At 61.3% G+C, this 25659-nt stretch carries 28 protein-coding genes; 16 read left to right on the plus strand and 12 right to left on the minus strand.

The genetic code is table 11. The features are described from left to right. Nucleotides 1-53 precede the first annotated feature (53 nt). Complete coding sequence (locus AC1ME3_RS17175) at nucleotides 54-473, minus strand: hypothetical protein (protein WP_480954144.1); 420 nt, start codon at nucleotides 471-473, stop codon at nucleotides 54-56. A 161-nt stretch (nucleotides 474-634) separates the two neighbouring features. Then, complete coding sequence (locus tag AC1ME3_RS17180) at nucleotides 635-1069, minus strand: hypothetical protein (protein ID WP_480954145.1); 435 nt, start codon at nucleotides 1067-1069, stop codon at nucleotides 635-637. A gap of 215 nt (nucleotides 1070-1284) precedes the next feature. Here AC1ME3_RS17180 and AC1ME3_RS17185 point away from each other — a divergent pair, with 215 nt between their 5' ends. Further along, complete coding sequence (locus AC1ME3_RS17185) at nucleotides 1285-1851, plus strand: hypothetical protein (protein WP_480954146.1); 567 nt, start codon at nucleotides 1285-1287, stop codon at nucleotides 1849-1851. A gap of 170 nt (nucleotides 1852-2021) precedes the next feature. Further along, entirely contained in the window at nucleotides 2022-2489 is a 468-nt protein-coding gene (locus tag AC1ME3_RS17190; protein ID WP_480954147.1) for a hypothetical protein, read from the plus strand. Between the two features lie 110 nt (nucleotides 2490-2599). Here AC1ME3_RS17190 and AC1ME3_RS17195 read toward each other — a convergent pair whose 3' ends face one another. Further along, entirely contained in the window at nucleotides 2600-2914 is a 315-nt protein-coding gene (locus AC1ME3_RS17195) for a DUF6966 domain-containing protein (protein WP_480954148.1), read from the minus strand. A 156-nt stretch (nucleotides 2915-3070) separates the two neighbouring features. After that, a complete protein-coding gene (locus tag AC1ME3_RS17200; RefSeq protein WP_480954149.1) occupies nucleotides 3071-3967 on the minus strand; it encodes a hypothetical protein in 897 nt (298 codons plus the stop codon). Between the two features lie 529 nt (nucleotides 3968-4496). Between AC1ME3_RS17200 and AC1ME3_RS17205 the strand changes: the two genes are divergently transcribed. From AC1ME3_RS17205 to AC1ME3_RS17225, 5 genes are all read left to right on the plus strand, one after another. Further along, on the plus strand, nucleotides 4497-6116 hold the full coding sequence (locus AC1ME3_RS17205) for a hypothetical protein (protein WP_480954150.1): 1620 nt from the start codon (nucleotides 4497-4499) through the stop codon (nucleotides 6114-6116). Nucleotides 6117-6722: 606 nt separating this feature from the next. Further along, complete coding sequence (locus tag AC1ME3_RS17210) at nucleotides 6723-7220, plus strand: hypothetical protein (RefSeq protein WP_480954151.1); 498 nt, start codon at nucleotides 6723-6725, stop codon at nucleotides 7218-7220. 156 nt (nucleotides 7221-7376) lie between these two features. Next, nucleotides 7377-7874 (plus strand): TIR domain-containing protein, encoded by a 498-nt coding sequence (locus tag AC1ME3_RS17215; protein WP_480954152.1) that lies wholly within the window; start codon nucleotides 7377-7379, stop codon nucleotides 7872-7874. A gap of 20 nt (nucleotides 7875-7894) precedes the next feature. Further along, complete coding sequence (locus AC1ME3_RS17220; protein WP_480954153.1) at nucleotides 7895-9346, plus strand: SIR2 family protein; 1452 nt, start codon at nucleotides 7895-7897, stop codon at nucleotides 9344-9346. A 54-nt stretch (nucleotides 9347-9400) separates the two neighbouring features. Further along, nucleotides 9401-9907, plus strand: coding sequence for a toll/interleukin-1 receptor domain-containing protein (locus tag AC1ME3_RS17225; protein WP_480955864.1), 507 nt, complete (start codon nucleotides 9401-9403; stop codon nucleotides 9905-9907). A gap of 336 nt (nucleotides 9908-10243) precedes the next feature. On the opposite strand, the gene AC1ME3_RS17230 is transcribed toward AC1ME3_RS17225, so the two are convergent. Beyond that, nucleotides 10244-10471, minus strand: coding sequence for a hypothetical protein (locus AC1ME3_RS17230; protein WP_480954154.1), 228 nt, complete (start codon nucleotides 10469-10471; stop codon nucleotides 10244-10246). Nucleotides 10472-10601: 130 nt separating this feature from the next. Here AC1ME3_RS17230 and AC1ME3_RS17235 point away from each other — a divergent pair, with 130 nt between their 5' ends. The 4 genes from AC1ME3_RS17235 to AC1ME3_RS17250 all read left to right on the plus strand — a co-directional run bounded on the left by AC1ME3_RS17235 (nucleotide 10602) and on the right by AC1ME3_RS17250 (nucleotide 14393). Beyond that, nucleotides 10602-11249 (plus strand): toll/interleukin-1 receptor domain-containing protein, encoded by a 648-nt coding sequence (locus tag AC1ME3_RS17235; RefSeq protein ID WP_480954155.1) that lies wholly within the window; start codon nucleotides 10602-10604, stop codon nucleotides 11247-11249. 53 nt (nucleotides 11250-11302) lie between these two features. Then, a complete protein-coding gene (locus AC1ME3_RS17240; protein WP_107959452.1) occupies nucleotides 11303-11533 on the plus strand; it encodes a hypothetical protein in 231 nt (76 codons plus the stop codon). Between the two features lie 206 nt (nucleotides 11534-11739). Further along, the gene (locus AC1ME3_RS17245) at nucleotides 11740-12654 is read left to right on the plus strand and encodes an HNH endonuclease (RefSeq protein ID WP_480954156.1); all 915 of its coding nucleotides are present in this window, start codon (nucleotides 11740-11742) and stop codon (nucleotides 12652-12654) included. Next, nucleotides 12651-14393: a class I SAM-dependent methyltransferase gene (locus tag AC1ME3_RS17250; RefSeq protein ID WP_480954157.1), complete on the plus strand. Its 1743-nt coding sequence runs from the start codon at nucleotides 12651-12653 to the stop codon at nucleotides 14391-14393. The genes AC1ME3_RS17245 and AC1ME3_RS17250 overlap by 4 nt, the downstream gene beginning before the upstream one ends. A gap of 90 nt (nucleotides 14394-14483) precedes the next feature. Here the strand turns inward: AC1ME3_RS17250 and AC1ME3_RS17255 are convergent, their stop codons facing one another. The 4 genes from AC1ME3_RS17255 to AC1ME3_RS17270 are packed head-to-tail and all read right to left on the minus strand — an operon-like array spanning nucleotide 14484 to nucleotide 17978. Next, nucleotides 14484-14798: a hypothetical protein gene (locus AC1ME3_RS17255; RefSeq protein WP_480954158.1), complete on the minus strand. Its 315-nt coding sequence runs from the start codon at nucleotides 14796-14798 to the stop codon at nucleotides 14484-14486. A 53-nt stretch (nucleotides 14799-14851) separates the two neighbouring features. Further along, nucleotides 14852-15739, minus strand: coding sequence for a hypothetical protein (locus AC1ME3_RS17260; RefSeq protein ID WP_480954159.1), 888 nt, complete (start codon nucleotides 15737-15739; stop codon nucleotides 14852-14854). Further along, on the minus strand, nucleotides 15736-16548 hold the full coding sequence (locus AC1ME3_RS17265; protein WP_480954160.1) for a DNA/RNA non-specific endonuclease: 813 nt from the start codon (nucleotides 16546-16548) through the stop codon (nucleotides 15736-15738). The genes AC1ME3_RS17260 and AC1ME3_RS17265 overlap by 4 nt, the downstream gene beginning before the upstream one ends. Beyond that, nucleotides 16545-17978 (minus strand): DUF2235 domain-containing protein, encoded by a 1434-nt coding sequence (locus AC1ME3_RS17270; RefSeq protein ID WP_480954161.1) that lies wholly within the window; start codon nucleotides 17976-17978, stop codon nucleotides 16545-16547. Before AC1ME3_RS17270 ends, AC1ME3_RS17265 begins: the two co-directional genes overlap by 4 nt. 125 nt (nucleotides 17979-18103) lie before the next feature. Here AC1ME3_RS17270 and AC1ME3_RS17275 point away from each other — a divergent pair, with 125 nt between their 5' ends. After that, nucleotides 18104-18340, plus strand: coding sequence for a hypothetical protein (locus AC1ME3_RS17275; RefSeq protein ID WP_480954162.1), 237 nt, complete (start codon nucleotides 18104-18106; stop codon nucleotides 18338-18340). A gap of 44 nt (nucleotides 18341-18384) precedes the next feature. Here the strand turns inward: AC1ME3_RS17275 and AC1ME3_RS17280 are convergent, their stop codons facing one another. The 3 genes from AC1ME3_RS17280 to AC1ME3_RS17290 form a co-directional block, all read right to left on the minus strand. After that, the gene (locus tag AC1ME3_RS17280) at nucleotides 18385-18828 is read right to left on the minus strand and encodes a hypothetical protein (RefSeq protein ID WP_480954163.1); all 444 of its coding nucleotides are present in this window, start codon (nucleotides 18826-18828) and stop codon (nucleotides 18385-18387) included. Nucleotides 18829-18916: 88 nt separating this feature from the next. Next, on the minus strand, nucleotides 18917-19429 hold the full coding sequence (locus tag AC1ME3_RS17285; protein ID WP_480954164.1) for a helix-turn-helix domain-containing protein: 513 nt from the start codon (nucleotides 19427-19429) through the stop codon (nucleotides 18917-18919). Next, on the minus strand, nucleotides 19426-19833 hold the full coding sequence (locus AC1ME3_RS17290) for a hypothetical protein (protein ID WP_480954165.1): 408 nt from the start codon (nucleotides 19831-19833) through the stop codon (nucleotides 19426-19428). Before AC1ME3_RS17290 ends, AC1ME3_RS17285 begins: the two co-directional genes overlap by 4 nt. A 167-nt stretch (nucleotides 19834-20000) precedes the next feature. On the opposite strand from AC1ME3_RS17290, the gene AC1ME3_RS17295 reads away from it, so the two are divergent. From AC1ME3_RS17295 to AC1ME3_RS17310, 4 genes are all read left to right on the plus strand, one after another. Then, entirely contained in the window at nucleotides 20001-21176 is a 1176-nt protein-coding gene (locus tag AC1ME3_RS17295; protein WP_480954166.1) for a ComEC/Rec2 family competence protein, read from the plus strand. Further along, nucleotides 21176-23446: a Mov34/MPN/PAD-1 family protein gene (locus AC1ME3_RS17300; RefSeq protein WP_480954167.1), complete on the plus strand. Its 2271-nt coding sequence runs from the start codon at nucleotides 21176-21178 to the stop codon at nucleotides 23444-23446. Before AC1ME3_RS17295 ends, AC1ME3_RS17300 begins: the two co-directional genes overlap by 1 nt. Then, a complete protein-coding gene (locus tag AC1ME3_RS17305; protein WP_480954168.1) occupies nucleotides 23439-24122 on the plus strand; it encodes a hypothetical protein in 684 nt (227 codons plus the stop codon). The genes AC1ME3_RS17300 and AC1ME3_RS17305 overlap by 8 nt, the downstream gene beginning before the upstream one ends. 135 nt (nucleotides 24123-24257) lie before the next feature. Further along, complete coding sequence (locus tag AC1ME3_RS17310; protein WP_480954169.1) at nucleotides 24258-24785, plus strand: hypothetical protein; 528 nt, start codon at nucleotides 24258-24260, stop codon at nucleotides 24783-24785. Nucleotides 24786-25659 lie beyond the last annotated feature (874 nt).

Below are 25659 nucleotides of genomic sequence, written 5' to 3' on the forward strand. Positions count from 1 at the left end.
TACGCCGGTCCCATGGACGCCAGGTTAAGCTACATGAGCCTGCTTCTCGAAAGCTATGGGGTGCGCGAAGCATCTCTTAGGTACAATGGCGGCAATGATTGAACATCGAATCCGAAATTCATTTTGATTAGATTGTCTAGGTAAGCCTTGCGGACCGCACCCAGACTGACAGGACTCCTACCTCCAAGATAGTCAAAGTCTTCTTTACCACGACGCACTGCTATCTCACGGAGGTAGTGAAATTCGTCATCAGAATCTACGCCGCTGGTTGGCGTAAATCCAATCTCGTGATGAAGACCACGTCCTTGGTAGCGCTCCATGTCCAGCATGACATAAATATAGGTTGGTGGATCTTCCACCTCGTCAATTACGCGTGCGGCCCAATCGGTAATTTCCTTCCTATCGACTGTGCCATTTATCAAAGCGGCGACTGCGAAGCCGAGGTCGATTGAGTCGTTGAATATTACGCGCACGCTACTGATCCTTTGAGATGTGCAATAATATCGATTACTGCATCCTGAGCACACCAAATGTCTCAAAATGATGCTGAAGTGGGAATCACAGAAGCGAGTGCAGAATGTACCTAGCCACTGTCGATCAGTGATGCCCCCCGCTTCACGCGGTGATGGCCTAATTAAAGATATGCCAAACGATCGACGTCACCGTCTGGATAAGGGTCCACATAGTAGATTTGCCTGATAGCAATGACCGGCTTAAACGTGAGATCTGCTAGGAAGTCGTCCGCCCACTCACCCACCATGGACTGTATCGCGAACTCGACCGTAGCGCCGTCGTTCGTCGGCATGACGCACTGGATGGTGAGCCGATCAGGGTCAAAGCGTGCGTCAGATCCGAAACTGGGCAGCTGCGTTCGGGTTTCGGGCGTGATAAAGGGGCGAAGAAGATTTGCGTATGATGCGGAAAAATAGTCATCGGCAGGCTGCTCGACGTTTTCCCTCGAATAAGCTGCGTACGCATCGTTGTTCCAAGCCTTATACTCTCGGCAGAAACTGACGACAAATTCTTCGATCGAGGAGCGGTCCGGCTCCCCCGGATTCGAAACTGACATTCCCAGAAACCCCCAAACCAGCGTCTACCATGCGTGTACTCACGACAAACGCGATACACCTATCCAGCCGGCGCCCTACTTGGGCAAGACCGTTCCCGGAATGAATCGCGAAATGGGATTCCTGTTGGCCGGCACCGAATTACGACGTTTGAAACGGGACTGGACCTGCCGCCTGAGACCGACGAACTAATACTAATAAACGGATTGGGACACCGATGGCAGACAAGCAGCATTTCGAGGAAATCGTTGGCGACATTGGCCGAAAGCTCTGGTCGATCTTCCCCGAGGACGCTGTGGAGATGCGGTTCGAGGCACAGTTTCATGAGTGGATGCAGACTGCCGGCGTCAGTCAATGGACCCGTCGCAACGGTGTGCGAGGGCAGTATGCCGGCTTCGGTAGCAGGCCCGAGGAGGTTGAGGAGGCAATAAAGTTCGATCTCGCGAGAATGAGAACGCTCGATATCTTTCTGCCTAGACCTTGGAATCACGTTACGGTGACCTTGACCGAAAATGCTAAGATCAAATTTGATTATGCTTATGTCGACGAAATCGATCAGTGGCCTCGCCTTCATCTGATTGGGATCAGCGCTCTCGATCAAGTAGAGGCAACCCGCGATTACGGCATACCTGCTGCTGATTGGCGGCATGTCGCCAGCCAAGTGCTCAAAATTAGGAGGGCGGAATATGAGGCCGCGCGGGCTTCGGGAGATACAGTTATACAGCATGCCGTGGAGCAGACGATCAAAGACCTGCAGAACCGGATCGAAGCTGCTGCGATTTAGCTCGCGCAGCGCGCCGATAGGGCAGTGCGATCACAGCAGCCAATGCATTCCCGCTAGGATAGAAAAATGGGAAACGGAATGTCGGTAACGAATAGCGAGGCTCGATGAATTGAGATTATTCGACAGCGGTGTTCATGGTCGGATATTATTCGAAGGTTAGGAGAGGTTCGATGCCCAGCAGGATTGAGGCGCTGATACCGACGCCCCCGCAGGAGCGGATCGACGCATTGCAGAATCTCATTCTCCGGATAGTGGATTGTTTGGATGCTGACGAAGAGTGCGACGCGCTCATCGCCGAAGCCGATGCGCTGGCGGGATCGCAGGGGTATGATAGCGTCACGTTTAGCAACCTGAACAGTTGGACCAGCGAACGTGATTTTGCGGTGTTGGCAGCGATGGGACCTCCTCCGGGCATCCCCGACCTTACCGTTCAGGAAGTTGCGGAATGCATCGGCGTCATCGAAGCCGCGGACGAACCAAGGAGCAGCTTTTGCCTCGGTATTCTTGAGCGCACTTTCCCTAACGTACCTATCTGCGACATGATTTATTGGCCTAAGGCGGCAGCAGCATCCGACGATCTAGCCGCGGAGATTGTCAGGCTAGCCAAGGAGCCTCTCCCTACTCTGCCCGCTCCATAAGTGCCCGGGAATGATTTCTGCAGGTCTGGTTTCTCGATTGGGAGCGGCGATCGAGACGGTCGGCGCTGTCCCGCAAGGGATCGAATTTCGGGAATGGCCGGGTTGGGTGGTTAGTTACCGTCCTCGCGCGCGCTGTCTCGCGCCAGTGCATTCACCTGTTTCCAAGCATCTGTTCGAAGCGCGTTAAACCTCTCATTGTCTTCTGCCGGGGCAATTCCACCGGATTGCAGAACCACGTCGTTCAGTGATCCCATTCCACCGTAGAGACGCAAAAGTCGATCGACGCCGTGATAATCGGATTGTGCGATACTCGATCTACACCGCTCAACCTTCTCGGCCCATCCGTTGTCACCGTGCAGCTTTAGCAATGTCACCATTGCTTCGAGTGTTCCAGCGAGCCGAGCAACATCAGGATGCAGTGCCATTTTACTAGCGTAGCGGGTCTCTCGGAATGACTGCAAGTGGGCGTTTTTGCTCGGGTCGGCTTCCTCGCGAGGGATCGAGTTTTGGGAATACGCGAGCCTTTCGAGAAATCATCGCACCGAGAATGCCAGATGAGCAGCGGGTGGGCTTGAAACGACTTAAATCGCACCGATGCCAGGAAAATGCCGGTGCACCCAATCTTCGAAGGGAGAAAGGCGGCTAGCCTCAAGCTGATACATCGTGCCAGGTTCAAAGAGCGAGATCGTCTCGCCCCGGCGAATTCTGGCCTTGAGCGTCTTCAATGCGGTTATGACGCCGGGAACGGTGCTGGCGGCACCGTAACCATAGGCGCCGCTCAGCCACTCGAACTCCGCCTCGCCGACAACGACATGTCCCTGAAATCGGTGGTCGAGCGGGCCGATGAGGACCTGTTGCCCGCTTCGGTTCAACAGCTCATCGTTCGTTGGACCCGCATCATGCCATGAGGTCTTTCGCAACAAGAGATTGTCTTCCAGGCAAACCGGATGATCGGTTGTCGTGGCCGGCTGACCATCTGCATCGAAACGCTGCATTGTCACGGTTCGGACGCCGTCACTATCGGCAAGAGCGACGACGACGTGACCCGCCGGGTCGGGATCGTGGTCGATCAACCAGTCACGGGCTTTCCTGACCATTTGCGCCGAGCCTCCAATGCTGTCCGCTTCCAGGCGGACCAGTATGATTTCTCGTGCCAGCGCCTGTGCGGCCGCTGTTCCGCGCAATGCCAACGCGACTTGTTCAGCCGACACATAGGTCCAAATACGACCGCTGCGCCCTGCAACTGGATTGGGTTGCTCAACGATCCTGTCATCGCCGGCTGCGAAAAGCGTAAGCTCCTCCCCGTTCAGGATGCCACGGCGATGCCCGGTCACCACGTAACCCGCAGCGCGGTTTTCTTGCAAACGCCCGGCCGCACGCACGGCCCAGTCTGCGTCTCCATACCAACGGAGATCGGACGGGCGCGCTGGCTCGTTGCGGTATACCAGTTCGTAAAGTCGATCGTGACTTTCACGCATCCCGCACCTGGGCAATCGTCCAGTTCTGAGGATGGCCTCCGCCTCACCCAAGTCGTTGGCCGCACGTGCTATCGCCTCCCGAACTGCGGCCGCAGTCCCATCGGCCGTCTCTGCTGCGAACTTGCGACCATCAGCAGTTGTGGAAAAAGGCATAGCATTTCCTTCGTGGGGGGGGCGCGTCGTGCGGCTATGTCACTTTCAACCCCAGCCATTCCTACAAGCGAACCCGTTTAGCGAATACGTCCGCGCCAATCACTCCGATGAAGGCCTTGAGGCCTGTCTTCTCAAAATCCGTTCCCAATTGCTCTGTCCCGAAAATCACAGAATGAAGACGGAGTTATGGGAATGTCCAGCGTTCCCAAACAGCGGGGTTTCGGGAGGGCCGCACGGACCCACTTCCAGACACTCGCGGCCGCCAGCGCCTTCCCCACCTTCGGACGTTCGTTCAGCCTGAGCACGGAACGTTGTTGCCTTCTCGTTTGGTGAGTCAAAGGTGTATTATCCCCGTCCAGAGAAAGGCTGCCATTCAATGGTACGATATTCATCGCTATTAGGCGTCGCGCTGCTCGCGCTCGCGCCCACCCAAGCGGGCGCGGATATGACGGCGACTTACCAGCGGCCTGGTGCGGTAAGCACAGCAGGCGTGCTCACCATAGAGGTCGCGTCAAACGGCGACGTTCGAGCCGGGAACGATGATCGCGGCTACTATCTTTGGAAAAACGGCAAAGGATACGAGGTCAGACCCGGGCCGGGCGGCCCGACGGTGATCCGGACGGCGGACACCGCTGCGGCTCGCGCAGGCATACGTCCCGCGTCGGAGATCATGCAACCCTGGCTGCCGGTCGACACAGTGTCGATCAACGGCCGGAAGGGCACCCGCTACTTCATCAGCGGCGTTAGCCACAATCCCGGTGCCATGCCGCTGGTCATCAGCCGCGATCCTTCGCTGGCAATGCTCGCGGCAGGCCACCGGCGCCTCGCGGCAATGCAGGAGAGCAACTTCCCGGGCGACGACAGTCCGGAGCGCGTCAGCTTCCGCGAGGTGATCGCGCAGGGTGCTCCGATCGACCTCCTTGGCTCGCAACTGGTCTCGATCAGCACCGCCGCCATCCCATCGACGCGCTTCCGCGTTCCGGCCGCCCCTGTGGACGCCGCTCTCGTGCGCGAGCATCAAGCGGCCGTGCGCGCAGCGACGAACCCTGCGGCCCCAACTTCGGAGAATATGCTGCGCGGACAGGACCGCTTCATCAAGCGAGCGGTCTGGGTCTCTGATCGCCTGTGGCTGCTTACCGAGCGCGGCACACTGTCGAGCGTCGCACCGGGAGAGATCAACCGCCGCACTGAGACGACGCCCGGGCTGGCGGCCGACGTCTGCGTCGCGGGCGCCGCACTGGTCACCCTCGGCGTGGATGGCCAGATGTCCCGCCTCGAGGATCGTTCCTGGCACGCGATGCAACGCCTGGACCTGAACGGGGAAGCGGTTCAGGCTCTGAGTTGCACCGACCAACGGGTGATTGCGGTGAGCCGGAACCGCCTCGTGGTCAGCGCGGACGGGCGGCAACGCACCGTCCCCCTCTCGGCGCCGCTCACCGGTCCCATCGTACGAACGGCGCCCTTCGATACCGGCACGACCCTGTTGCTGGGGCTCGCGAAGGGAGAGTGGGGTGGCGGCCTCGAGCGCATCGATACAAATACGGGCGCGGTCAGTGAAGTTCCCGGACTTGGCGGCCCGATCAACGGCGTGGGACCCGAACCTGGCCACCCGGGCTGCGTCGTTGCCACCGTCGGCCTAGTTCACTTCTTTCCCAGCGGACAGGTGGTCGAGGCGTGCGGCGACAAGGTCCGACGCCTCTACTACAAACCGTACACAATGCAGAAGAGCTGGCCTGCCGATCCACCGAAATTGCCTTTTGAGACAGTGCCCTTCTACGCACTGACGGCCGTAGCCGATGGCTTGTGGGTAGCGGGTGGAGACGGGCTCTACGCGATCACCGTCGGCCGCCCGATCACTTTCAAAATCATGCCACCGTTCGAGCAGATCGACGGAGTGGATATCAGCTTTGCCGTACCCGGGCTGGCGCTCGTGCGCACTGACATCGACGCTCATGTCTCGCTTGGCGGCGGTGCTCCCCTCCTCGTCGCCCGCTGAATCACCGCTTCTGCGAACTGGACCCACAATTGGACATTCAGGCGTCCTTACCCGCCTCCCAACTTCGGACGCTGGTTCATCCTTGCGAATGACCGATTTTGTAGCAGCGGCTATCCGCTCGCGGATGTCGCATAGGTTAAGGAAAGCGGCGGCGCCTTCCTCACATCGCGGTTTCGCGTCTACGGATTGATTTGGCTGCGCCAGCTCCGCAGGCAAGTGTTTTTGTTATGTTCCGGCCTTCCAAACTGATAAACTGCCGCCATGAAGCCTACCGAACTTCGCCAGCGCGTGGAACGCTACCTTCGAGGGGACTGCCGGGTAGCCGACCTTGATCGGATATTCCTAGGCCTCCGCGATCGATGCCACGGCCTAGCCTCGATCCGGGAGATTGGGGACTTCGTCGCACATCGGGATCAGCGCGAGAAGGGCGCGGTGACTGACGCGGTTCGCGATATCCACCTGAGCCTCGACTCATGGCTTCACCAGGGTGAGGGACGATTTCCCAATCTGGCGAAGGCGAAGCGGATCTGTGCCGCCAACCTCCGAACGGCAACGGACGCGCAGTTAGACGCTCGGCTCGGCTTGCGACGGGAAGTCGTAAGGTCCGTGCTCGCACAGGCGATCAGGAAGATGGATGCTGACCGGTTCGAGAAGGTGACCAAACGCGAGCAGGAGGTCTTTAATTACCTTGCCGGCGCATTCATCTGGAACCCGGCCTTCACAGACGAACAGGTCGGCAGCGAACTGGCCGGCCTCCTCACCAAGTCCGGCGCACTCCGGTCCGTGGAGCGCGCCGCGTTCGATGCCAACCACGACTTCCTTACCCTCTACGTCACCGCGCTCATGCATGACTCCGCGGTCGTCATGGACGACGGCTCCCGGTTCGAACTGTTCGCAGGTTTCGACAACGATCAGCGACGCATCGAGGTAAAGGCGCGTATTGAACTCGCCGGCTGGGCCAAGCGGATCACCGTGCCGGTCTGCATATTCTGGACAAGCCTCATCGGCACCGACCATTGCTCGGACGACCTTGCCGCCGTACCCGGCAAGTGGAGCGGCGCCATAGAAATCGATCCTTCAGGACGACTAGCCACGATCACGTGACCGAAAAGACCTTCGCGGAAACATTCGAATTACCCGACGCTGATCCTCCGCCGGGCAATCAACCTGACCGGCTCGCGTCAAAATACCATTCGTTACATTTGCAATCCATGCTTAATAAATGAGCTTAACTGAAGGCTAACCAACAGGGGGAATTACGTGGCTCGTCGTGTATTTTTCAGCTTCCATTTCGACAATGATTACTGGCGGACCCAGCAAATCAGAAACATGGGCGCGCTTGAAGGACAGCCCCTTTGCACTCCCAACGTCTGGGAGGAGGTGAAACGCAAGGGCAGGACAGCTATCGAAAACTGGATCGCCGACAACATGTACGGCAAGAGCTGCGTTGTCGTGCTGGTCGGCTCACAAACTGCCGCCCGCCCCTGGGTCAAACACGAGATCGTCAAAGCATGGAACGACGGCAAGGGCGTCGTTGGCGTCCGGGTGAACAAGCTGCTGGACCGCAACAGCCAGACGTCGGTCGCCGGAGCAAACCCGTTCGATGAGATCACCTTCGGCAGCTCAGGCCGCAAGCTGTCATCGGTGGTTCAGCTGGTCACGCCCAGCGGCGCGGACAGCAAGTCCACATATGCCTCGATCTCGAACGGCATCGAGCAGTGGATTGAGGACGCGATCGCGATCCGCGGCCGCAACTAACGAACTGGGGGAGCGGTAAGATGGTCTCGGCAACGACGAAGCGGTTCCTGAAGGACTATCCAGAGGCTTTGATCGGCGGGTTCGGTGCCTTGTTCGTTGGCGCCGGGGTCTCCATGGGAGCTGGCTATCCATCATGGGCATCACTTTTGACCGAGGTCGGCGAGGAACTCGGCGTTCAGTCGGGTGAGTTGCACGATCTGGCGGCGCTTGCCCAATGGAGTATCCAGGAGAACGGCTCGGCTACCCAGGTCCGCAACGTCATCAAGGAAAAGATCGGCGTCGAGCATCCGGTACCGGAGTCGCTGGAGATCATTTCGAGGCTCCCGGTAAAATTTATCTGGACCACCAACTACGACCGGCTGGTCGAGCGAGCCTTCGGGTCGGTGAGCCGTCCGATCGACACCGTGTCCGGCGCGGCTGACCTGGCTCTGCGCGCGACGCCCGGGGCCTCCCGCCTCTTCAAGATGCACGGCTCAATCGAACGGCTCGACGACGTCGTGATCTCAACGGACGACTATGAGCTCTACCGGTCGAAGCGCGGAGCGTTCCTCCCCCTCCTGCAAGCTCATCTCTCCAGCATGTCGATGCTCTTTCTTGGCATCAGCTTCAGCGATCCAAACATCCGGCATGTGCTGTCACTCATCCGCGAGAGCTTCACGTCAGCACCCCCGGAGCACTTTGCGATCGTCCGCCCGCCGCAGCGAGAGGACTATAAGACGGAGGCCGAATTCGAGGCGCGCAGCACGCAGCACAAGCTCTGGAGCCGGGATCTCAAGCGCTATGGCCTCGTCGTGGTGGAGATAGACAGTTACGCCGAAGTCCCCGAGCTCATCCGGCAGGTCGAGCGCCGCGTCGCCGCCCGTCGGGTGTGGGTCAGCGGCAGCTGGCCCCCAGAGGCGGGAGGCGACATCGCGAGGGTGTACGGAGTGGCGCAGGCTGTCGGTCAACTCGTCGGCGATCGCGGACAGGATCTCGTCAGCGGAGCAGGCCTCGTGGTCGGTTCCGCATCTATCGCTGGGTTTCTCGACTCCCTCAGGTCCAGCGGCGGCTGGGATCTCGAGCGCCGGCTGATCGCACGCCCCTTCCCCCAGCCGATCCCCGGCACGGCGCCGGACCGAGCCCAGTGGCTCGCGCTGCGTGCGGAGTTGGCCCGGATAGCTGGCGTCGTGGTGTTCGTCGGGGGGATGAAGATCGATCGCGATACAGGCTCCGCGATCGTGGCGGGTGGGGTTCTCGACGAATTCGAGGCTGCGAAGGCTGCGGACAGCTTCGTTCTCCCGATCGGCTCGACCGGAGGCGCCGCCTCTCAGATATCGGACAGCCTCATTGGTTCAGCGATAGACTCGACGGGCCGAAATGCCATGAGGCCGACCGACGAGGAGCTGACCGAACTCGCTCGCGCTGACATCTCCGTCGCGGAAATCCTGAAACTCGTATCCTCGATCCTCACGCGCATCGACAAGCGGGCGTAGTCCGGAATGGCGATATATGCGTCACGCGACGATTTCAGACGTTTCGCGCGCGACATGGGACCTGAGCGGGCGACGAGCCTGCGGAGAACCGCAGCTTCGCGGTCCCTGTCAGGATCGACCTTTCTCTCGCACTCCAGCAAGGACGACGAGTTGGTGGCCGGCGCTATCAGCGTTCTAAAGAACCATGGCGCGAAGGTATACGTGGACGAGATCGATCCCGAGATGCCGCCATACACGAGCGCTGCGACCGCCGCGCTGCTCAAGACACGCATCCGCGACACGAGCCGGTTTGTCCTTCTGGCCAGCACCAACAGCAAGGACAGCCGCTGGGTGCCGTGGGAACTGGGCATCGCCGACGGTGCCAAGCTCCCAGCGCACATCGCGCTCTTCCCCGCGTCGGATTCCCATTACGAGCAATCGTGGGCGTCTTGGGAGTATCTCGGCCTTTACGACCGCATTGTGTGGGGAAAATTGAACGGGTACGACGGGGATGTCTGGATGGTGCTCGACGAAAAATCGAACACGGCGACCGAGTTGCGGAAATGGCTACGGGGATACTGAGATCCACGCACAGCTCTTAGGAAGCTTCGATCACGTATAGAGCGACTGTTACTAGGACGCATAACCGACCGGCAGGTTTGCGCGGCCCGGATGACGGATTTTAGCAAAAGCTGACGTTTACACTCACGACCTTAAATGTCTTCAGCTGGTCGTGAGCTGACGCGGCCAAACTGCCGAGGGCAGACCCAGATGCGGACACTCATTGACCTCGTCACCTATCTTTACTTCAGACGCTCGTTCAGGTGAGGCGATCGACGAGCCGGCGGCCGCACCTGTCGGACTGAGCGACCGATGGATGCCCTTGTACGAAAAGTTAATCGGCCTTGACCGGATATGTCAGGTACGATCTTCGATAATGAGCACGCTGGCGCGCCGCTGCTCGGCTCCTTCGATCGCCCAGTCTTCCGCCTGGGCAACCGTCTCATGGTCGCGGTCCTCCATCAACCCCGACATTGGGCCTTCAATTTTGAGGTTTGCGCGAACGCGGCCGCCATGCGCCTGAGAGAGCATCAGGCGCGCCACGGTCGCGTTTGCGGGGTGCTTCTGGACGCGCAAGATTTCCATGGACCGTGATTAGCAGAGCTGGAAGAAGTGTGCGAGCCAAGCCGGTGCCGTAGCGGCGCGGGCTGGACCAAGCACGCAGATTTTTGGGCTGGAATCATGTTGACGCTAAACGACAGCAAGTGTCGCCGAAATGGCTAGTGCGCGCGAGGCATCGGTCTTCGTGTCGTATTCACATCTGGATGATGAGTTCAGGAAGCGCTTCGAGACTCATATGGCGCAGTTGCACCGCGAAGGCGTGCGCACCTGGTTCGATGGCGACATAACCTCCGGCGCCGAGCTCGATCCCAACATCAGGCGGGCATTGAAGCAGGCGGACATCTTCGTTGCGCTGGCGAGCCCGAACTATCTGGCTTCGCGCTATTGCTTCGAGACCGAATATGGCTTCGCGCTGCGCAAAGCGTCCCGCAAGAAGCTCTTTGTCGTCGTCGTCCTGCTGCGCCAGTGCCAGTGGCGGCACACTCGCATGGCTAGGTACAAGCTCTTGCCGAGGGACGCCAAGCCGATTGACCAATGGGCGCGCCGCGGCGACGCGTGGGAAAATGTCGTCGAGGGCATCAGGACGGTTGTGAAGCAATTTCGTCTGGCGTCGCAGCCGCCCGACGCACCCAAGAAAACAAGAGCCCCCGCCCAGACGCGCGCCACTAAAACGAAGCCGCCCGGTGTGCGGCCACGGCGGGTGACGAGCGGCAAGGCGGTGCCCGCGGCCAAACCCAAGCCGACGCGCAGCCTGAAGCCTGCCGGGAAGCGGACGCGACCGATCAAGCCGCGCGCATCCTAGCTTGCTTCGCTCGCCCGCCCTCGTTCACAACGTTGCACAACCAAGGATCCGCCATGCACGGTAACGACCCCGAACTGCCACTGCTTGAGGAGCCGTGCGGCGCCTGCGGCGGAAGCGGTGATGCACCGCCCGGCAACGGCTATGAGATGCGCGCCAGCTTCAATTGCCCGAAGTGCAAAGGGCATAAGCTTGCTCCAACCGCTGCGGGCCGCACGCTGCTCGATTTCGTCAAGCGTCGTTTGAACCTGTCCGAACCCGAAGCGACGCGATCGCTATTCGGTTAGGTGGCGCATCGCCCTTCTCATCGCTCATTCATCGCGAGCGTGATCGGGGCCGCCGAGACGACAGGACCCAAAACCGGACGTTCGAGGCAGCATCTGCACTTCCCAAAAGTGGCCGCTCGTTCTGCCGCAACGTGTTCCATGATCGTTGAACGTTGAACGTTGTTAGCAAGGTTGCTCCAACCCGAGAACCGCGTCACGATCCTGGCATGAAGGGTGTGTTCGAAATCAGCGGTGCATCGCGCTACGACGATCTGATCGCGGAGCGGTACCATTTCCCACGCATCTACCTGCGCGCAGCCGAGGCATGCGTCGGCGATTGGATCATCTACCGCGAAACTGGCTCGGCGGGTGGGCGCAAGGCCTATGTGGCGACCGGCCTGGTGCACAGCATCGACCCTGATCCCGCCGACCGCACGCTCTTCTACGCCCGCATCAGCGACTTCATCGAGTTCGATCGTCCCGTGGCATATCGCGATCCGGACGGCCGCTTTCTTGAGCGTATGCTGCGCGAGCTGGACAACCCCGCCATCGCTGGTCGGACGCTACGCGGTCGATCGGTTCGCGCCATTGATGATGCTGACTTTGCTGCCATCGTGAACGCCGGGTTGGTCGACACGCTATCGCCCGAACACGCGATCCGGCTTGAACTCGATCCCCGGCACATCGACGCCTCCACGGCCGCATTGCTAGTTTCACCGCCCGACGAGCGGCGCGTCGCGCAGCTACTGGTCAACCGCAAGGTGCGCAGCGCCGCCTTCCGCGGCCATGTGCTCGACGCATATGACAACCGTTGCGCCGTGACGGGGCTGCGTATGGTCAATGGCGGTGGAAAGGCGGAAGCTCAGGCCGCGCATATCTGGAGCGTGGCCGATGGCGGGCCGGACGTCGTGCAGAACGGCATTGCTCTGTCCGCGACCGCGCACTGGTTGTTCGACCGTCACCTCATCAGCCTCGACGATGAGTGCCGGCTGCTGGTGTCGCACAACAAGGTGCCGTCCGAGCTCATTCGGCTGTTCCCACAACCGGGCGAGCGCGTTCGCCTGCCGGTCGATCCACGGCTCCACCCGCGCCCTGACTATGTCGCCCGGCACCGTGCCCGTTTCGCGGGCCTCGACGCTTGAACAGCTACCTTGACGTCGTTGCTGCCTATGACGGCCAAGCCGACATGCTTGCCGAGCGGTACGAGGCGGTATCATCCGAGCGTATGCTGGCGGAGGTGTTGCCGATCATCCCGGACGGCAGCGACAGCAAGCTGGCGCTCGACGTCGGCGCCGGCACAGGACGTGACGCGGCCTGGCTGACCTCACGCGGCTACGAGGTTGTGGCGGCTGAGCCTGCTGCAGGTATGCGCAGGATCGCAGCCGAGAAACATAGAAACCACGGCGTAAGGTGGGTGAACGATACCCTGCCCTCGCTCGACCATGTCCATGGGCTTGGGCTTGCCTACGATCTCGTCCTGCTGTCGGCCGTCTGGCAGCACGTCGCGCCTGCCGATCGGCCCCGTGCCGTCCGCAAACTCGCCACGCTGTTGAAGCCGGGCGGCGTGCTGGTGATGACGCTGCGCCACGGTCCCGCCCCGTCCGGTATGCAGATGCATCCGACCTCAACCGCCGAGATCGAGGGACTTGCCCGGGCGCACGGGCTGGAGGTGTTACGGGTTGCGAACTCCAGCGATCAGGGCGGACGTGCCGGTGTGACATGGGACGTCATAGCGCTCCGCATGCCCGATGACGGCACCGGCGCGCTTCCTCTGGTGCGCGGCATCGTCCTGTCCGACGAGAAGTCATCCACCTATAAGCTGGCACTGCTCCGAGCCGTGGCACGCATTGCCGAGTATGCGCCTGCCGCCGCTACGCCGGCGCCCGATGGCCGCGATGCAGTCGAAGTGCCGTTGGGCTTGGTCGCACTGAACTGGCTAAGAATGTACCTGCCCCTGGTTCGGGCGGGGCTCCCGCAGATGCCGGGTAATGTCGGCATCGAGCGACTAGCCTTTGCCAAGGACGGGTTTGAGGCACTGCTCGCGCTCGGCACGGCACCGGTCGAGCTACGGGTCGGTGCAGTCTTCGCCGGCGAGCAGGCCAACGCCATCGCTTCCGCGCTGTCCCGGGCTGCTCACACAATCGCCAAAATGCCGGCAACCTTCACCCGCTATCCCAACAGTGACATGCAGGTGTTCGGCGTCAGCCGCGGGCGGCGGGGCGGTGCATCCGCAACCGTACTCGACCTTGAGACGCTGCGCGGCTGGGGCCTGATCGAGGTGCCGGGCCACTTGTGGCGGGCCATGTCGCGGTTCGGGTCCTGGATCGAACCCATGCTGGTCGCTGAATGGTCCCGCCTGACCCGCGCCTATGCCGACCGTATGGGTCTGGCGGTCGCTCCAGGTGCTGCAGAAACCGCCCTGGCCTGGGTAGAACCGGTTCGCACCACCGCTCTTGGCCGCGACGTCGTCCAGCGGCTCCTCTCGTGCGGGCAGCCGATCGAGTGCGTCTGGACAGGACGCCCCCTCAAGCCGAACAGCTTCGACATCGACCACTGCCTGCCATGGTCGGTCTGGCCATGCGGTGATCTTTGGAACCTGATGCCGGCGCACACCCGGGTCAATCAGCACGAGAAGCGCGACCGGCTACCGTCGGCCGCGGCGATGGCGAATGCGCGAGATCGCATCATCGGCTGGTGGGAGGCAGCCTATCTGGAGGATGACGCGCTTCGACCTCGCTTTCTGCGTGAGGCCGCTGCGGCACTGCCGCTCAGCGATGCTGTAGGCACTACAGCCGTCTACGATGCGCTGGACTGGCGACGCCTGCGACTGTGGCAGGACCAGCAGGTGCCGCAGTGGACACCGGCGAACGCACTGACCTGACCGTCTACTACGAACATTCAACGAGCCTTGAGCACCCCTCGCGAGCGGTCGCCCGTTCATTTCTCACTGGTAGTCCTTCCTCTGGTGGGTTCAGCGGCACATCAGCGTCGCAACGCGCACTGCATCGTCGGCCGCGTCGAGCACGGCGGCGACGCCGCTTACTAGTCGCTCGAACCGCTCCAGGTTTTCGATCTCTCGCTCGACCGCGGGTATGGCGGCGGACACGGCTTGGGCGTGCTGAGCGATCTCTTCCGTCTGCATCGCCAGCAGCACGCGGCTTGTGGATGTGGCTCGCGCGTTTACTTCGACGACTTGGTCCGAGATCGCAGCGATGGCTACGGCGTTCGGGGCGTCGTCGATCGCCAACTCCAGCCGGCGGACCAGCGAGAGAAGGTCGCGGTGCATAGCTTTAAGGTCCGGGTTCTCCCCGCTTGGCGACATTGCGCTCCGTCCATTCGTCATTTTGCATCCCCCGCCTTTTCGACAGCCCGGTAAGTCGCCTCGGTTCGGGCAACCCTGTCGTTCACGTCCTTCAGCACCTCGTCGAACGGCCGGCGCGAGCCGGCCGCTGCAGCAGTGTGCGCGTCAGCAAGGCCAAGCAGGGACGATCGCAGGCCTGCAAGCGATGCGAGCTGGGCGTCGCGCTTATCGACGCCCGCGAGGTATTCGGCGACGATCTGCCGCTGCCGAGCATCCGCTTTCTCGGTCGCGGCGACTGCGTACGTGCGCTGGTATGCGGTAAGCGCCGCGGTCCAGTTCGATGCCACCGTGCCGCGCAGGCCCTCAGCGTCGCTGGAGCCGACCGCGTCGGCCATCGCCACTAAAAGGCGGCGTACGTCAGGGTCAGTGCGGTGCAGGATGTCGCGGGCCGTTGACTGCGCGCGCAAGTCCACTAGCGCGCCCGCAAGCGCCGCGAAGCCTGCGGAGACACCCGGATCCAGGTCAGCCGCAGTCGTGCCCGACATCAGCTGCACTCCGAGCTGCCGAAAAGCGTCGGTCTGCTCACCACCACGGCCGGTGCCCGTGAGCGTGGCCAGCAGGTTACCGTAGCGCGCCAAATCGCCAAGTGCGGCACGCCAGCGCGCGGTCACCTCGGGCGGCACTGCCGGCGGAAAGCGGCGCTCGGACAGGGCGATGGTGCCCGAACGGACGAACCGGTCCACCTCGACGCCGCGCGCGACACGGTTGGCCTCAGCGAAGGTCGTGCCGACATCCGCCTGCAGCCCCCCCGCCGCCCGCCCGAAGCCGGTCAGGTCGGTCGACGGCGTGGTGGCGCAGGACGCTGCGGCGAGGAGCGGCAGCGCAGCAGCAAGCTGACCCCGCCTGATCGCGTTCCCCAAGATCATGTTGGGCATCCCAGTGCTGGCGAAAGGTCGGTGAAGGCACGCCGCTCAAGCCGCGGGAACAGCGCGAGGCGCGAGCGGAGCTCCACCTCATCGAGCGTGACGCGAGCGGCGCAGTAGTCGAGCGATCGGGGGGCGTCCGTTTCCATGATGAAGGCCGCCATCTGGCCGTCCTGCGTCGCCACCACCTTCCAGTAGCCGGACGGCACGCGGTGCCGCTCGTCGGCCCCCGGCAGCGGCGGCAGTACGCGTTCGAACAGCGGGCCGGTTACGACGTAGGCGGCGATGTTTGCCGAACGGGCGAGATCGTTCTCGCGTGCCTCTAGGCGCTGCCACGCGCCTTGGTTAAGCGCCGCGCCCTGCGGCGTGATGTTGGACAGGATGTTGGTGTCGGCGGCGAACGGCGTGCCGGACTGGCCCGCAAGTGGGGCCTGGTGGCCGCGGTCGACGCCGAGCGCCTGCGATGCGCCGTCGTAGTCGCCCGGCTCGAGCGTCTCGTCGGGATCAAGCCACGGGTCCGCGGACCACTTGCGCTCGCCCGATGGTCCGATCGACGACGGCGTTACGCGGTAAGCGACCCAGTCAGCCATCTTGGTGAGATCGTTCGACGCGAGGGTGTAGATTTCGCGCACCACGATGTCATCGATGTCGGCTGCACCGAGCGGGCAGCCGTGAAGGCAGTGGAAGGTGTGTAGTTCCGATCCGCTTCCCAGCACCGCGCTGGTTGGCAACGCCGCGAGTAGGCCGGCGACAGCGAGGCGAACCGCACCCCTGCGGCCCCGCCGCAACGACATCCGCGCGATCGCGATCACCGGTAGAGCTCCCAGAAGAGTTCGTGGTCACGGAGCACGGCAGGGCGATAGGGTCCGTCGCCTCCTTGGTGGGGCACGCTCGGCGCGGCGAACCGTGCTGCCACGCTGGGGTGCATCGTAGCATCGGTCCTGGGTTGGCGCGGCTGCGCCCTCCACGTGATGGAGCGCGTCAGCCAGCGTAGCCAGGCCGGGGTTCGGCGCCGCACGGTATCCGCCATGCCAGCAATCTCATCGTGCTGCACGCCGGCCGCGTCCGGAAAGACGTTGAGCCTAGCTTCGTCAACGATGAGCGGCGAGGGCACGGACCGGGCCTCCTCCAGCATCCAGGCAAGCGCGACGTCCGACAGCCGCGACTCCGCTTCAGGGTAGCTGCCGCCGATGTCCGAATGGTTGCCGGCGAACCACATCTGAACGAACGGCTTGGGTTCGCCATCTGCCTCGGGGCGGCGCTCGACGCCCTTACCCGGCCCCCATGGCACTCGAGGGAAGTCTGCCCTGTTCTCGTCAATGGCGATCGCGTGCCGAGCGTAGACGACGGCCCGCCCCAGAAGCCTGTCGTAGTCGCGCCCACTCCACTGCGCGACGTGGAAGTACCGGCGGCCGCTGGTTTCTGCGGGGCGGAAGACCTTGAGCGACGTGCCAAGATAGGACCACGCCGTCAGCGCCGCGACAATCCCGGCCGCGACTAGAAAGGAGGCGCCCCATCCGAAGGATGTGAGCCAGTGCGTCAGCATTGCGACGGCCGTCGCGGCTGCGAGCACGAGCACAGTCAGCAGGATGCCCAGAAACACCCTTAACGGCCCCTTTGCGCCTAGGGAGGCGACGGTGTCGAAGACGCCGATAAAGTAGGGCGCAGCGTTCGCCTCGCCTCCGAGGTCCGCCCCGTGCTCGACGCGAAATCGGCGGGCGAGCTCCTCACGCTCGGCCTCGAACCTCTCACGTGGATGACCGGCACCGTGCTCGGCCACGCGCAAGACCGCCCGCTCCGCGATCTCGCGCACCCCCGCCCGAAAGCGCGCGAGGTCGCCGTCCGGCGATTTGGTCGGCACTCCGCAGAGACGAAGGACCGTCGCCACGCTTCGAGCGGTGTAGGCGCCGCGGCTGAAGCCGAAGAGCCAGATCCGATCGCCCGGACGATAGTGGTTGATGATGAACTCGTAGCAGTCCGCGATATTGGTCGTGATGCCGCGACCAGTCACGGAAGCCAGCAGCTTTGAAGCGGCTCGCTTCATCGCGGTGACGCCCGTCGCTCCGGCGGCAGTGCCGAGACCCGGGTCATAGAAGACCACCTGCTCGCGCGGATCGACCACGCTGTCGGGACCCGGGCGGCTGGCACGGTACATCTTGAAGATGTTGCTCATGCGCTGTTCGGGCCGGACGCCGCCGTCCTGACCGGTGCCGTCCGAGAAGACGACAATGTTCTTCGGCATGCCCGTTCCCCTGTTTACAGATATTTCGACCAATAGGCCGCGACGTAATTGGCGTCTTGGCACCGCACGGCACCGCATCGGTCCGTTTCAACATCGCGAACTCTATCCACGTTGACAGCCCCCGCATGAGGTCCATCACCAACCGAGCTCGCGGCCAAGCGGCGCGAATGTCGGTCGTCTTTCGTGACGCCCTCGGCCGCCAGCATGGCCCCACGCCATGGCCGCCTGTGATTCAAGCGGCGCAAGGGGTGATCTCTGTGGCGATTAAGAGCCTGTCTCAGTTTCAAGCCTCTCTGCAACGTCTGAAATTCTGGCGCGACATCGCTGGAGACGCCGATGCCAAGGTCGCAGTCATCCTCTGACCGACGAGGGTGCGGCGTGTCTCATAAGCACCCTCGTCCAATTCCTATTTTGCCGGCAGACCCCGCCGCTTGGACGTGCCCACAACCTGCGACCCCTGCTCAAGGACGGCAGCGGAATCAATTGATCGCGGTGCAAAGCTAAGCACTGGTAAAGGCTGCATCATAAGTCCTGCCTGCCCGGTCAGCATCGCCACGAGGCTGCGAAAATAGGGGTACGTCGCAACCTTGCCGACCCGTTCGATGAAAAGCTCGCACGCACCCTCGTCACACGCGCCCTGGATACGGTAGCTTGCAAGATAGGTCGCGCCGATCGACAGCACGCGCTTGCGACCATAGCGGCACACGACCTTGAAGCTGAAAACGCCATAAAGCGATCCGTTTTCATTTTCGAGGAAGCTGTCGAGTACGCCCGCCATGACATTGTTACGCCATGCGTCAGGATCCAGATCTAGCGCCTCGGGCTTCATATCAAATTCGCTGGTCGTCATACGGATGCTGCGCAAGTGCGCGCGTGCAACCAGGCTATTGTAGACGCTGGGGTCCATGCTTGCGGCATCTTGAGCCAAGGTCTGGATCCTAACCCGCAACCGCAAGCCGGCGGGGCCGCCGGGTATCGGCTTCTTCGGCCTGCGCCCAGCGATTCACCAATCGTCCGCGATCTGGCGACGCCACGGCGGTCTCATCGTGCGTGATGACGATGTTCGAACCAACCTGGATATCGTTGATTAGCCCAGAAACCGTCCAGTGCTGATCACTTTCTGCTGCATCGCCTCTCGCAAGCGCTACCATATTTTCCAGTTGGCATTGTGTAGTGAGGACGGGGCTTTGCCCCAAATGATAGAAAATCTTCGCGATGGTTCGAATGGTAAGGTTTTTGGCCTGTTCGCCAAACATCTGACTAACGCGTGCCTCTGACACATTTAATCGCTTGGATAGGTCGCGAGCACGCAGACCTTTCCCGTTCATGACTCGCTGTATTTCTGATTGAACCGCCACAATAAACTCCGCTTCTGCGAGCTCGACGGCAAGCGTGTCGGCATCGCACGTCGCCGCACTGCCTATCATTGTCCCCGCTGCTATTTCGTTCATCGCTCACGCTCCTTCTGTACAACTATCTCCAGGGGCAGCATTGCTTGCAGCGCCGCGGCCGGTTGAAGAACCGGTCCCACCGCGCTGGCGATGCGCACCTGTGTCACGAAAAACGTCTGACGTGCCTCGTCAGTGCCACGACGGCCGACCACGCGGACGTCGGTTGCGATAAACTCTTCGAGGCGACCATGCTGATCATCCGCCAAACGGCGAAACGCCTGTTCGGGGAGATGGTCACAGCCGTCACAGAAGCGGCGGAACAACCCCATCAGCCGGGCGAACACCGTCACAGGGATGGCATTGTGCAACTTTTTCCAATCGTTCGCGCGCATAGCAATACGGCGTCGCGGCCCTTCGACCCGCACTTCGGCATGCTCCGCTGCTGATCGCTCGTCTGAGCCCATTCGCACCTCATCACTTAAGTTACGTGTTAAGGCGGGGCGCGTCCACTAGCATTTTTTGTGGCGTTGACGCCTTGAAAGCGGATATCGTACTTAACATATAGATAAAGCTGGCGCGGCCATTCGGGGACGTGTTCGTGTCAGGTTTCAGGTAGGAAGGACACGACACGATGACGGCTGCCATCACGTTTTACCCGGTCTGCAATGGCGACATGACGCTGCTGCAGTTCGACAACGATCAAACGCTGCTGATCGACATCCACATCCGCAAGGGTGCCGACAACCCGGACGATGACACGCCCGATGTCATGAGCCTGCTGCGCGAGCGGCTGAAGCGCGACGAAAAGGGTCGGCTCTTCGTGGATGGCTTCCTTAACACTCATCCCGACAAGGATCATATCTGCGGCCTAACCAAGCACTTTCACCTTGGACCGCCGAACGATTGGGTTAAGGCAGACGACAAGATCCTGATCCGCGAAATGTGGTCGTCGCCGATCGTGTTCCGGCGGGCATCGAAGAAGCACGCGCTGTGTGACGATGCCAAGGCTTGGGCAACTGAAGCGCGGCGCCGGGTCGCCCTTTATCGCGAGGCCAAGACGATCGGGATCGAAGGCAATCGCATCCAAATCATGGCTGAGGATATCGACGGTAAGACGGATGATATCCTGGGAATTGTCGTTAAGACCGAAGATGTCGTGAACAGCCTCAATCGTGTCACCTCTGGCGCTTTCGAAGCCCGTCTATTGGCTCCTATGCCGCAGGGGGATGACGAGGAACTCATCGAACTGCTTGCGAAGAATCGTTCTTCGGTCATCCTGCGATTCTCGATCCGTGGCGCTGGGTATGCCGACAAGTGCCGCTTCCTGACCGGTGGGGACGCGGAAGTCGCGATCTGGGAACGGCTGTGGGACAAGCATGGGGCGGTTCACGCAGATTGGCTGAGTTACGATATCTTGCAGGCGCCGCATCACTGCTCTTGGCATAGCCTGAGTTACGACAGCTATTCGACCTGGGGTGAAGATGCCGAGGTATGTGACAGTGCCCGCACGGCATTGGCTCAAATCCGTAAGGGCGCCGTCATCGTCGCCAGCTGTGAACATATCGATCCCGAGGATGCCGATCCGCCAAGTGATCGCGCCAAGCGCGAGTACATTGCGATCGTCGAAGGCAAGAGTGATCGCTTCCGGTGCGTCACCGATATCTGGGACGATGAGAAGCAACCGCTCCGCTACGAGATCGGCGCTAGCGGCATCGTCAAAGCGGTCAAGAATGCCGGCAAGGCGGCAGCAACGGCGTTGGGGATCGGCGCAACGGCTGCACAGGCGCGGCCGCACGGCCGCTCCTAATGGCTTCCCCTAAACCGGCATCGCCGGCCGGCGACATCCTCCGGGTGGCGGCAAGCCACCCGGAATTTGTTGGTGGTGAAATCATCGGCGATGATGAGGTTCGCATCGATCTGAAGGTCGAAATGCCTCTTCACTTTCAGGCGGATGGCATCAGCGACACCGGCGTACGCACCGTCGAGCCCGTCACGCTGCGCATCCCGTCTGAATTTCCCTGGCGCTCACCACAGGTGCGGCTTCGCGCTGACTTTCCGCGCAACTTCCCCCATCTTCACCCGGGCGGCGCTGACGCGCCGCCCAGGCCATGCCTTGTCGATGGTGATCAAGACGAGTTTTTCCTTCAATTCGGCTTGGTCGAGTATGGAGTGTTCCATCTCCTTGAACAGGTGGCCGTCTGGCTGCGGAAGGCCGCGATCAATCATCTGATCGACCCGTTGCAAGGCTGGGAGCCGGCAATGCGGCGCGGCTTGAGCGAAACGATGGCCTTCGACGCGGAGACCATGCGGGCTACACGGCTCAAGGCCGGCGGTTATATCGCCTGGCGTAGCCGTTTCGGTCGAACGGGGGCTGTCGACGCGACCCTGCCTGAAGGTGCTTCGGTCTGGATCAGCAGCGATGGCGTAAAAACGCCGCTCAGTGCGACCGACAAATCGCTATTTGGCGTTTCGCCAATGCCAAAAGGTGGGACGCTGGGGGAAACCGTCATCGGGATTGTCTGGGCAGACAAACCTCCCTCTGGTGGTACCCACGTCAGCGAGCGCTACACCCCCGACGACGTCACGACGATGGATCAGCTCCGTGCGCGTGCCGACACGCTCGGCTGTCGTCGCGGTCTCGATCTTTTCCTCAGCAATCTGGAACGGTCGTGGCAGGGCTCTTACCTCAATCAGCCGATACCGATTGGCATTGTACTGGGCGTCGAACGACCGATCCATCTGATCGGATCAAACTCCCCGATTGAGTTATTGCCGTACGTCATGGAGATACGTCCCTATAACCAGCGGAGGATCCCAATCGTTCGTGGAGGCGATGAGCCTGTTGTACCTGCGCTGCATTATCAGACATTGAATGCGCCATTGTTGCGGACGCTAGCCGGGGTGCCCGAACGGCCGGCGCTTGCGTTGCTCGGCTGCGGCAGCGTCGGCTCGAAACTCGCGCTGCACGCCGCGCGCTCAGGGCAGCCTATCGTTGCAATAAGCGACGAGGGCTGGCTTCGTCCGCACAATATGGCGCGACATGCCCTCGCCCCTACCGCGGTAGGCCAGCCTAAGACTGCGGCGCTTGCTGGTGAGCTGGCCGGGTTTCGGTTGTCGCCCACGGTCTACCAGGGTGACATTGCTCCAGCCCTGCGTGACGAGGCTAACCGAGTTAAAGTTATCCCCGCAGACACAGGCGTTGTTATCAACGCCACGGCGTCGCTTGCGGTGCGTGAAGCGTTATCTATTGCGATCCGCCGTCATGACCGCGCCCGCTATATCGAGGCCGCATTGTTTGGTCGCGGCCGCATGGCTTACCTGCTGGTTGACGGAGCGTCACATAACCCCAATCACAACGATCTGATGGCTGAGATGTACGCCACACTGGCCGATGGTGAGGCCGTGGCGCTTCTTGCCGATCTTGAAACCGGACTTGCTGAAATTCAGATAGGTCAGGGCTGCGGGTCGCTGACCATGACCATCGACGACGCACAGCTCTCAATGATGACAGCGGGTCTTGCCAAAGAGATTGACCACGCGAGCGACCGTCCCAACGTCGACGGCCTGATCGTTACTGGCGTCTGTGACGCCGATACCCCCGCCACGCGCTGGACGCGCCAAACTGTACCCTCGTTCGAGACGGTAGCGATCGAGGGTACCGATGGCTGGGAGCTGCGGATCAGCCAGCGCATTGCATCGAAGATCAGGGCAGCGGCCGCGGCCTCGCTGCATGCGGAGACTGGCGGTCTTCTTGTCGGCCTTAGCAGTGCTCGAATGAAGACGGTCACTGTGGTCGATTTGCTGGACGCGCCGACTGACAGCACGTTTTCCGCGAGTCTGTTCGTTCTCGGCACCATCGGCCTTCAGGATGCGATCGAGCATCGCCATCAGGCCAGCGGACGGACCCTCTTCGATGTTGGCACTTGGCACAGCCATCTTGCCAACGAGGGACCATCAGCGCTCGACTGGCGGACGGCGACCGAGTTGGCGGCGGGGCGTACCCCACCATCGGTGTTGCTGATCGTGACGCCACTTCGATTTCACGCCCTCATCGCTAAGGATACGACCGGTGGCTGAGACGAAATCGCTCAAAGAGCAAAACGCCTGGCTCATCCGTGCCGCCATGATTGCCCACGCAACGGCCTTTCTGGTGGTCGCGATGGAACCAGCCAAGCTCTTCAAAGCTCGTTCGGTACATTTGGCCGCAAAGCTGGAAGCGATGGCAGTGCCGGGGTCGGCATCGCTTGGGCTGATTGTCATCGCCTCATTGATCCTGCTCGGTTTGATTCCACCAAATTGGCGTGATCGGCTCATCCATCTGCGATGGCAGCACCCCCTGCCCGGGTCACGGGCCTTTACCGTCGTCGGCCCCACTTCGTCGCACGTCGACATGACGGCACTGGAAAGCAAGCTAGGCCCCCTCCCGACCGATCCGGCGACGCAGAACCGACTGTTCTACCGGATCTACAAACCGATTCGGGACGACATCAGTGTCTGCGACCCGCATCGTCGATACCTCGCCGCGCGGGATATCGGCACCATCACCGCGCTCCTGATTGTCCCGTTGCCGATCTTGGCAATACTTATTAACGGCAGCGTAGGTCGCTCGGCGATGTACGCTGCTTGTCTCCTCGTGGCCTATGTTCTGTGTGCCGTGTCCGCCAAAAATTACGGTTGGCGGATGGTGCAACATGTTCTCGCCCTGACCGCAGCGGGTGAACCAAACCTGCTAGTCGCAGCACCGCAACCATGACGAACGGCTTGGGTCCGTCGGTATGGGACGCTGCCGCCTGTTAAATCCCAGTCGAGGGGACATGACTTAGTTCCCTACGCGGCTTATGCCCGTAGAGAGACATGCCCGCCCGGACGAAGGACCGATCCCCGCCTGATGAATGAAATTGAAGTAGACGGCGTTCTGCGTGACCTTCGTCATCTTGAAAGCTTCGTTGTCACTGTTGCGGGCAAGGGCCGTGATGCGGGCAATCTGCGCGTGCAAATCACGCTCGGACTTCATACGATATCGCAAGGATGTGGCCGCGGGCACCACAATCTCGAGGACGAGAACGGCATACCACGCTTATTTTGCGAAGATCGATATGCTTTCTCGCTAGGTCTACCCGAGTTGGCTCGGCGGATGGTCGAACAAAATTATTTTTGCTGGGAGTCGATCGATCGTAATCGCGCGATGAACTATGCTGTCATCGACGTCGCACCGGGACGTGTTCGTGAACTTACAGATGGCGAGCATCAGGTGGTGTTTTTTTATCTGTATCCCTGCAAGGAAGATTTGGCGGACGTCAATCTGATGATCACGAGTTGTCATCCGCGGGAGGTCTTCTTCAGCCGCATCAAGCGGCGCTACAACATGCATACGGTCTTAAGAACCTGCCTCTTTCAACAGAAACGGATACCTTAACAGGAAAGGGCCCCCGCTTTAGGCGGGAGCCCTTTATGTGCGGGTGTGCCTTACCGTGGTGTACCGGCCATATAGGCGCACATGCTGCGGCGACCATGTTACTGGAAGCCCCGCTGTCCGTAGCTGATGTTCCAATGCCATGCGGCGGTAAAAGTTTCAATAAAAAGTTGAATCAGATTCTACCATACCCCTACGAGGAGAACGTCATGTGGGGAGCTTGAAACAAGCGACGATACGCGCTCTGTCGCGCTGATCTTTAGCTCAGCATCACAATTGGCTCTTCCAAAGGGGGGCTATGTAGCCGGCGAGCTAGCGAGATCCGATGTCCCGGGGAGATCGGCTTAACCCGAAACGGCTCTACGACAACCACCTCGTTGATCGGTCATCGGGTTGGCTTTGACTATCATACGGATCAACACGCTCGACCCTCGGCTGTTGCGATGCTTAAGCAATGAAAGCAGCCTTATGACTCCTGCCCCGCCGCATGAACGAACGAGCGGTTGCAGCCTTCGGCATCCAAAAGCGGATGGGCGCTATCCACCAGGAAGCGGCCGATTAGCCCCCCCCGCCCCGTCAGATGAACGAACGGCTGCTTACTGCCGATCGTCGCCCGAAAGCGGCCGGGCCGCTATCCTGAAGAGTTTCGGATGCCGGCAGGCGTACGAAAGTCTTGGAAGCCCGAACCCGCGGGCCGCAGGCGATGCGCTATGGGGTTTTCGGTTTCCGGCCGGTCTTGGTGACCAGCGCCACGGCAGATGTAGGCGCGGGCTTGAAAGCAGACCGCCCGAATCCGGGTGAGCATGATGGGTTCGCCAGCGCGGATAGCGCGGCTTTGCTCGGTGTGGCCGCCCCTCTGATGGCTATCGGCGCAGGT

The organism is Sphingomonas sp. BL2 (assembly GCF_056680015.1).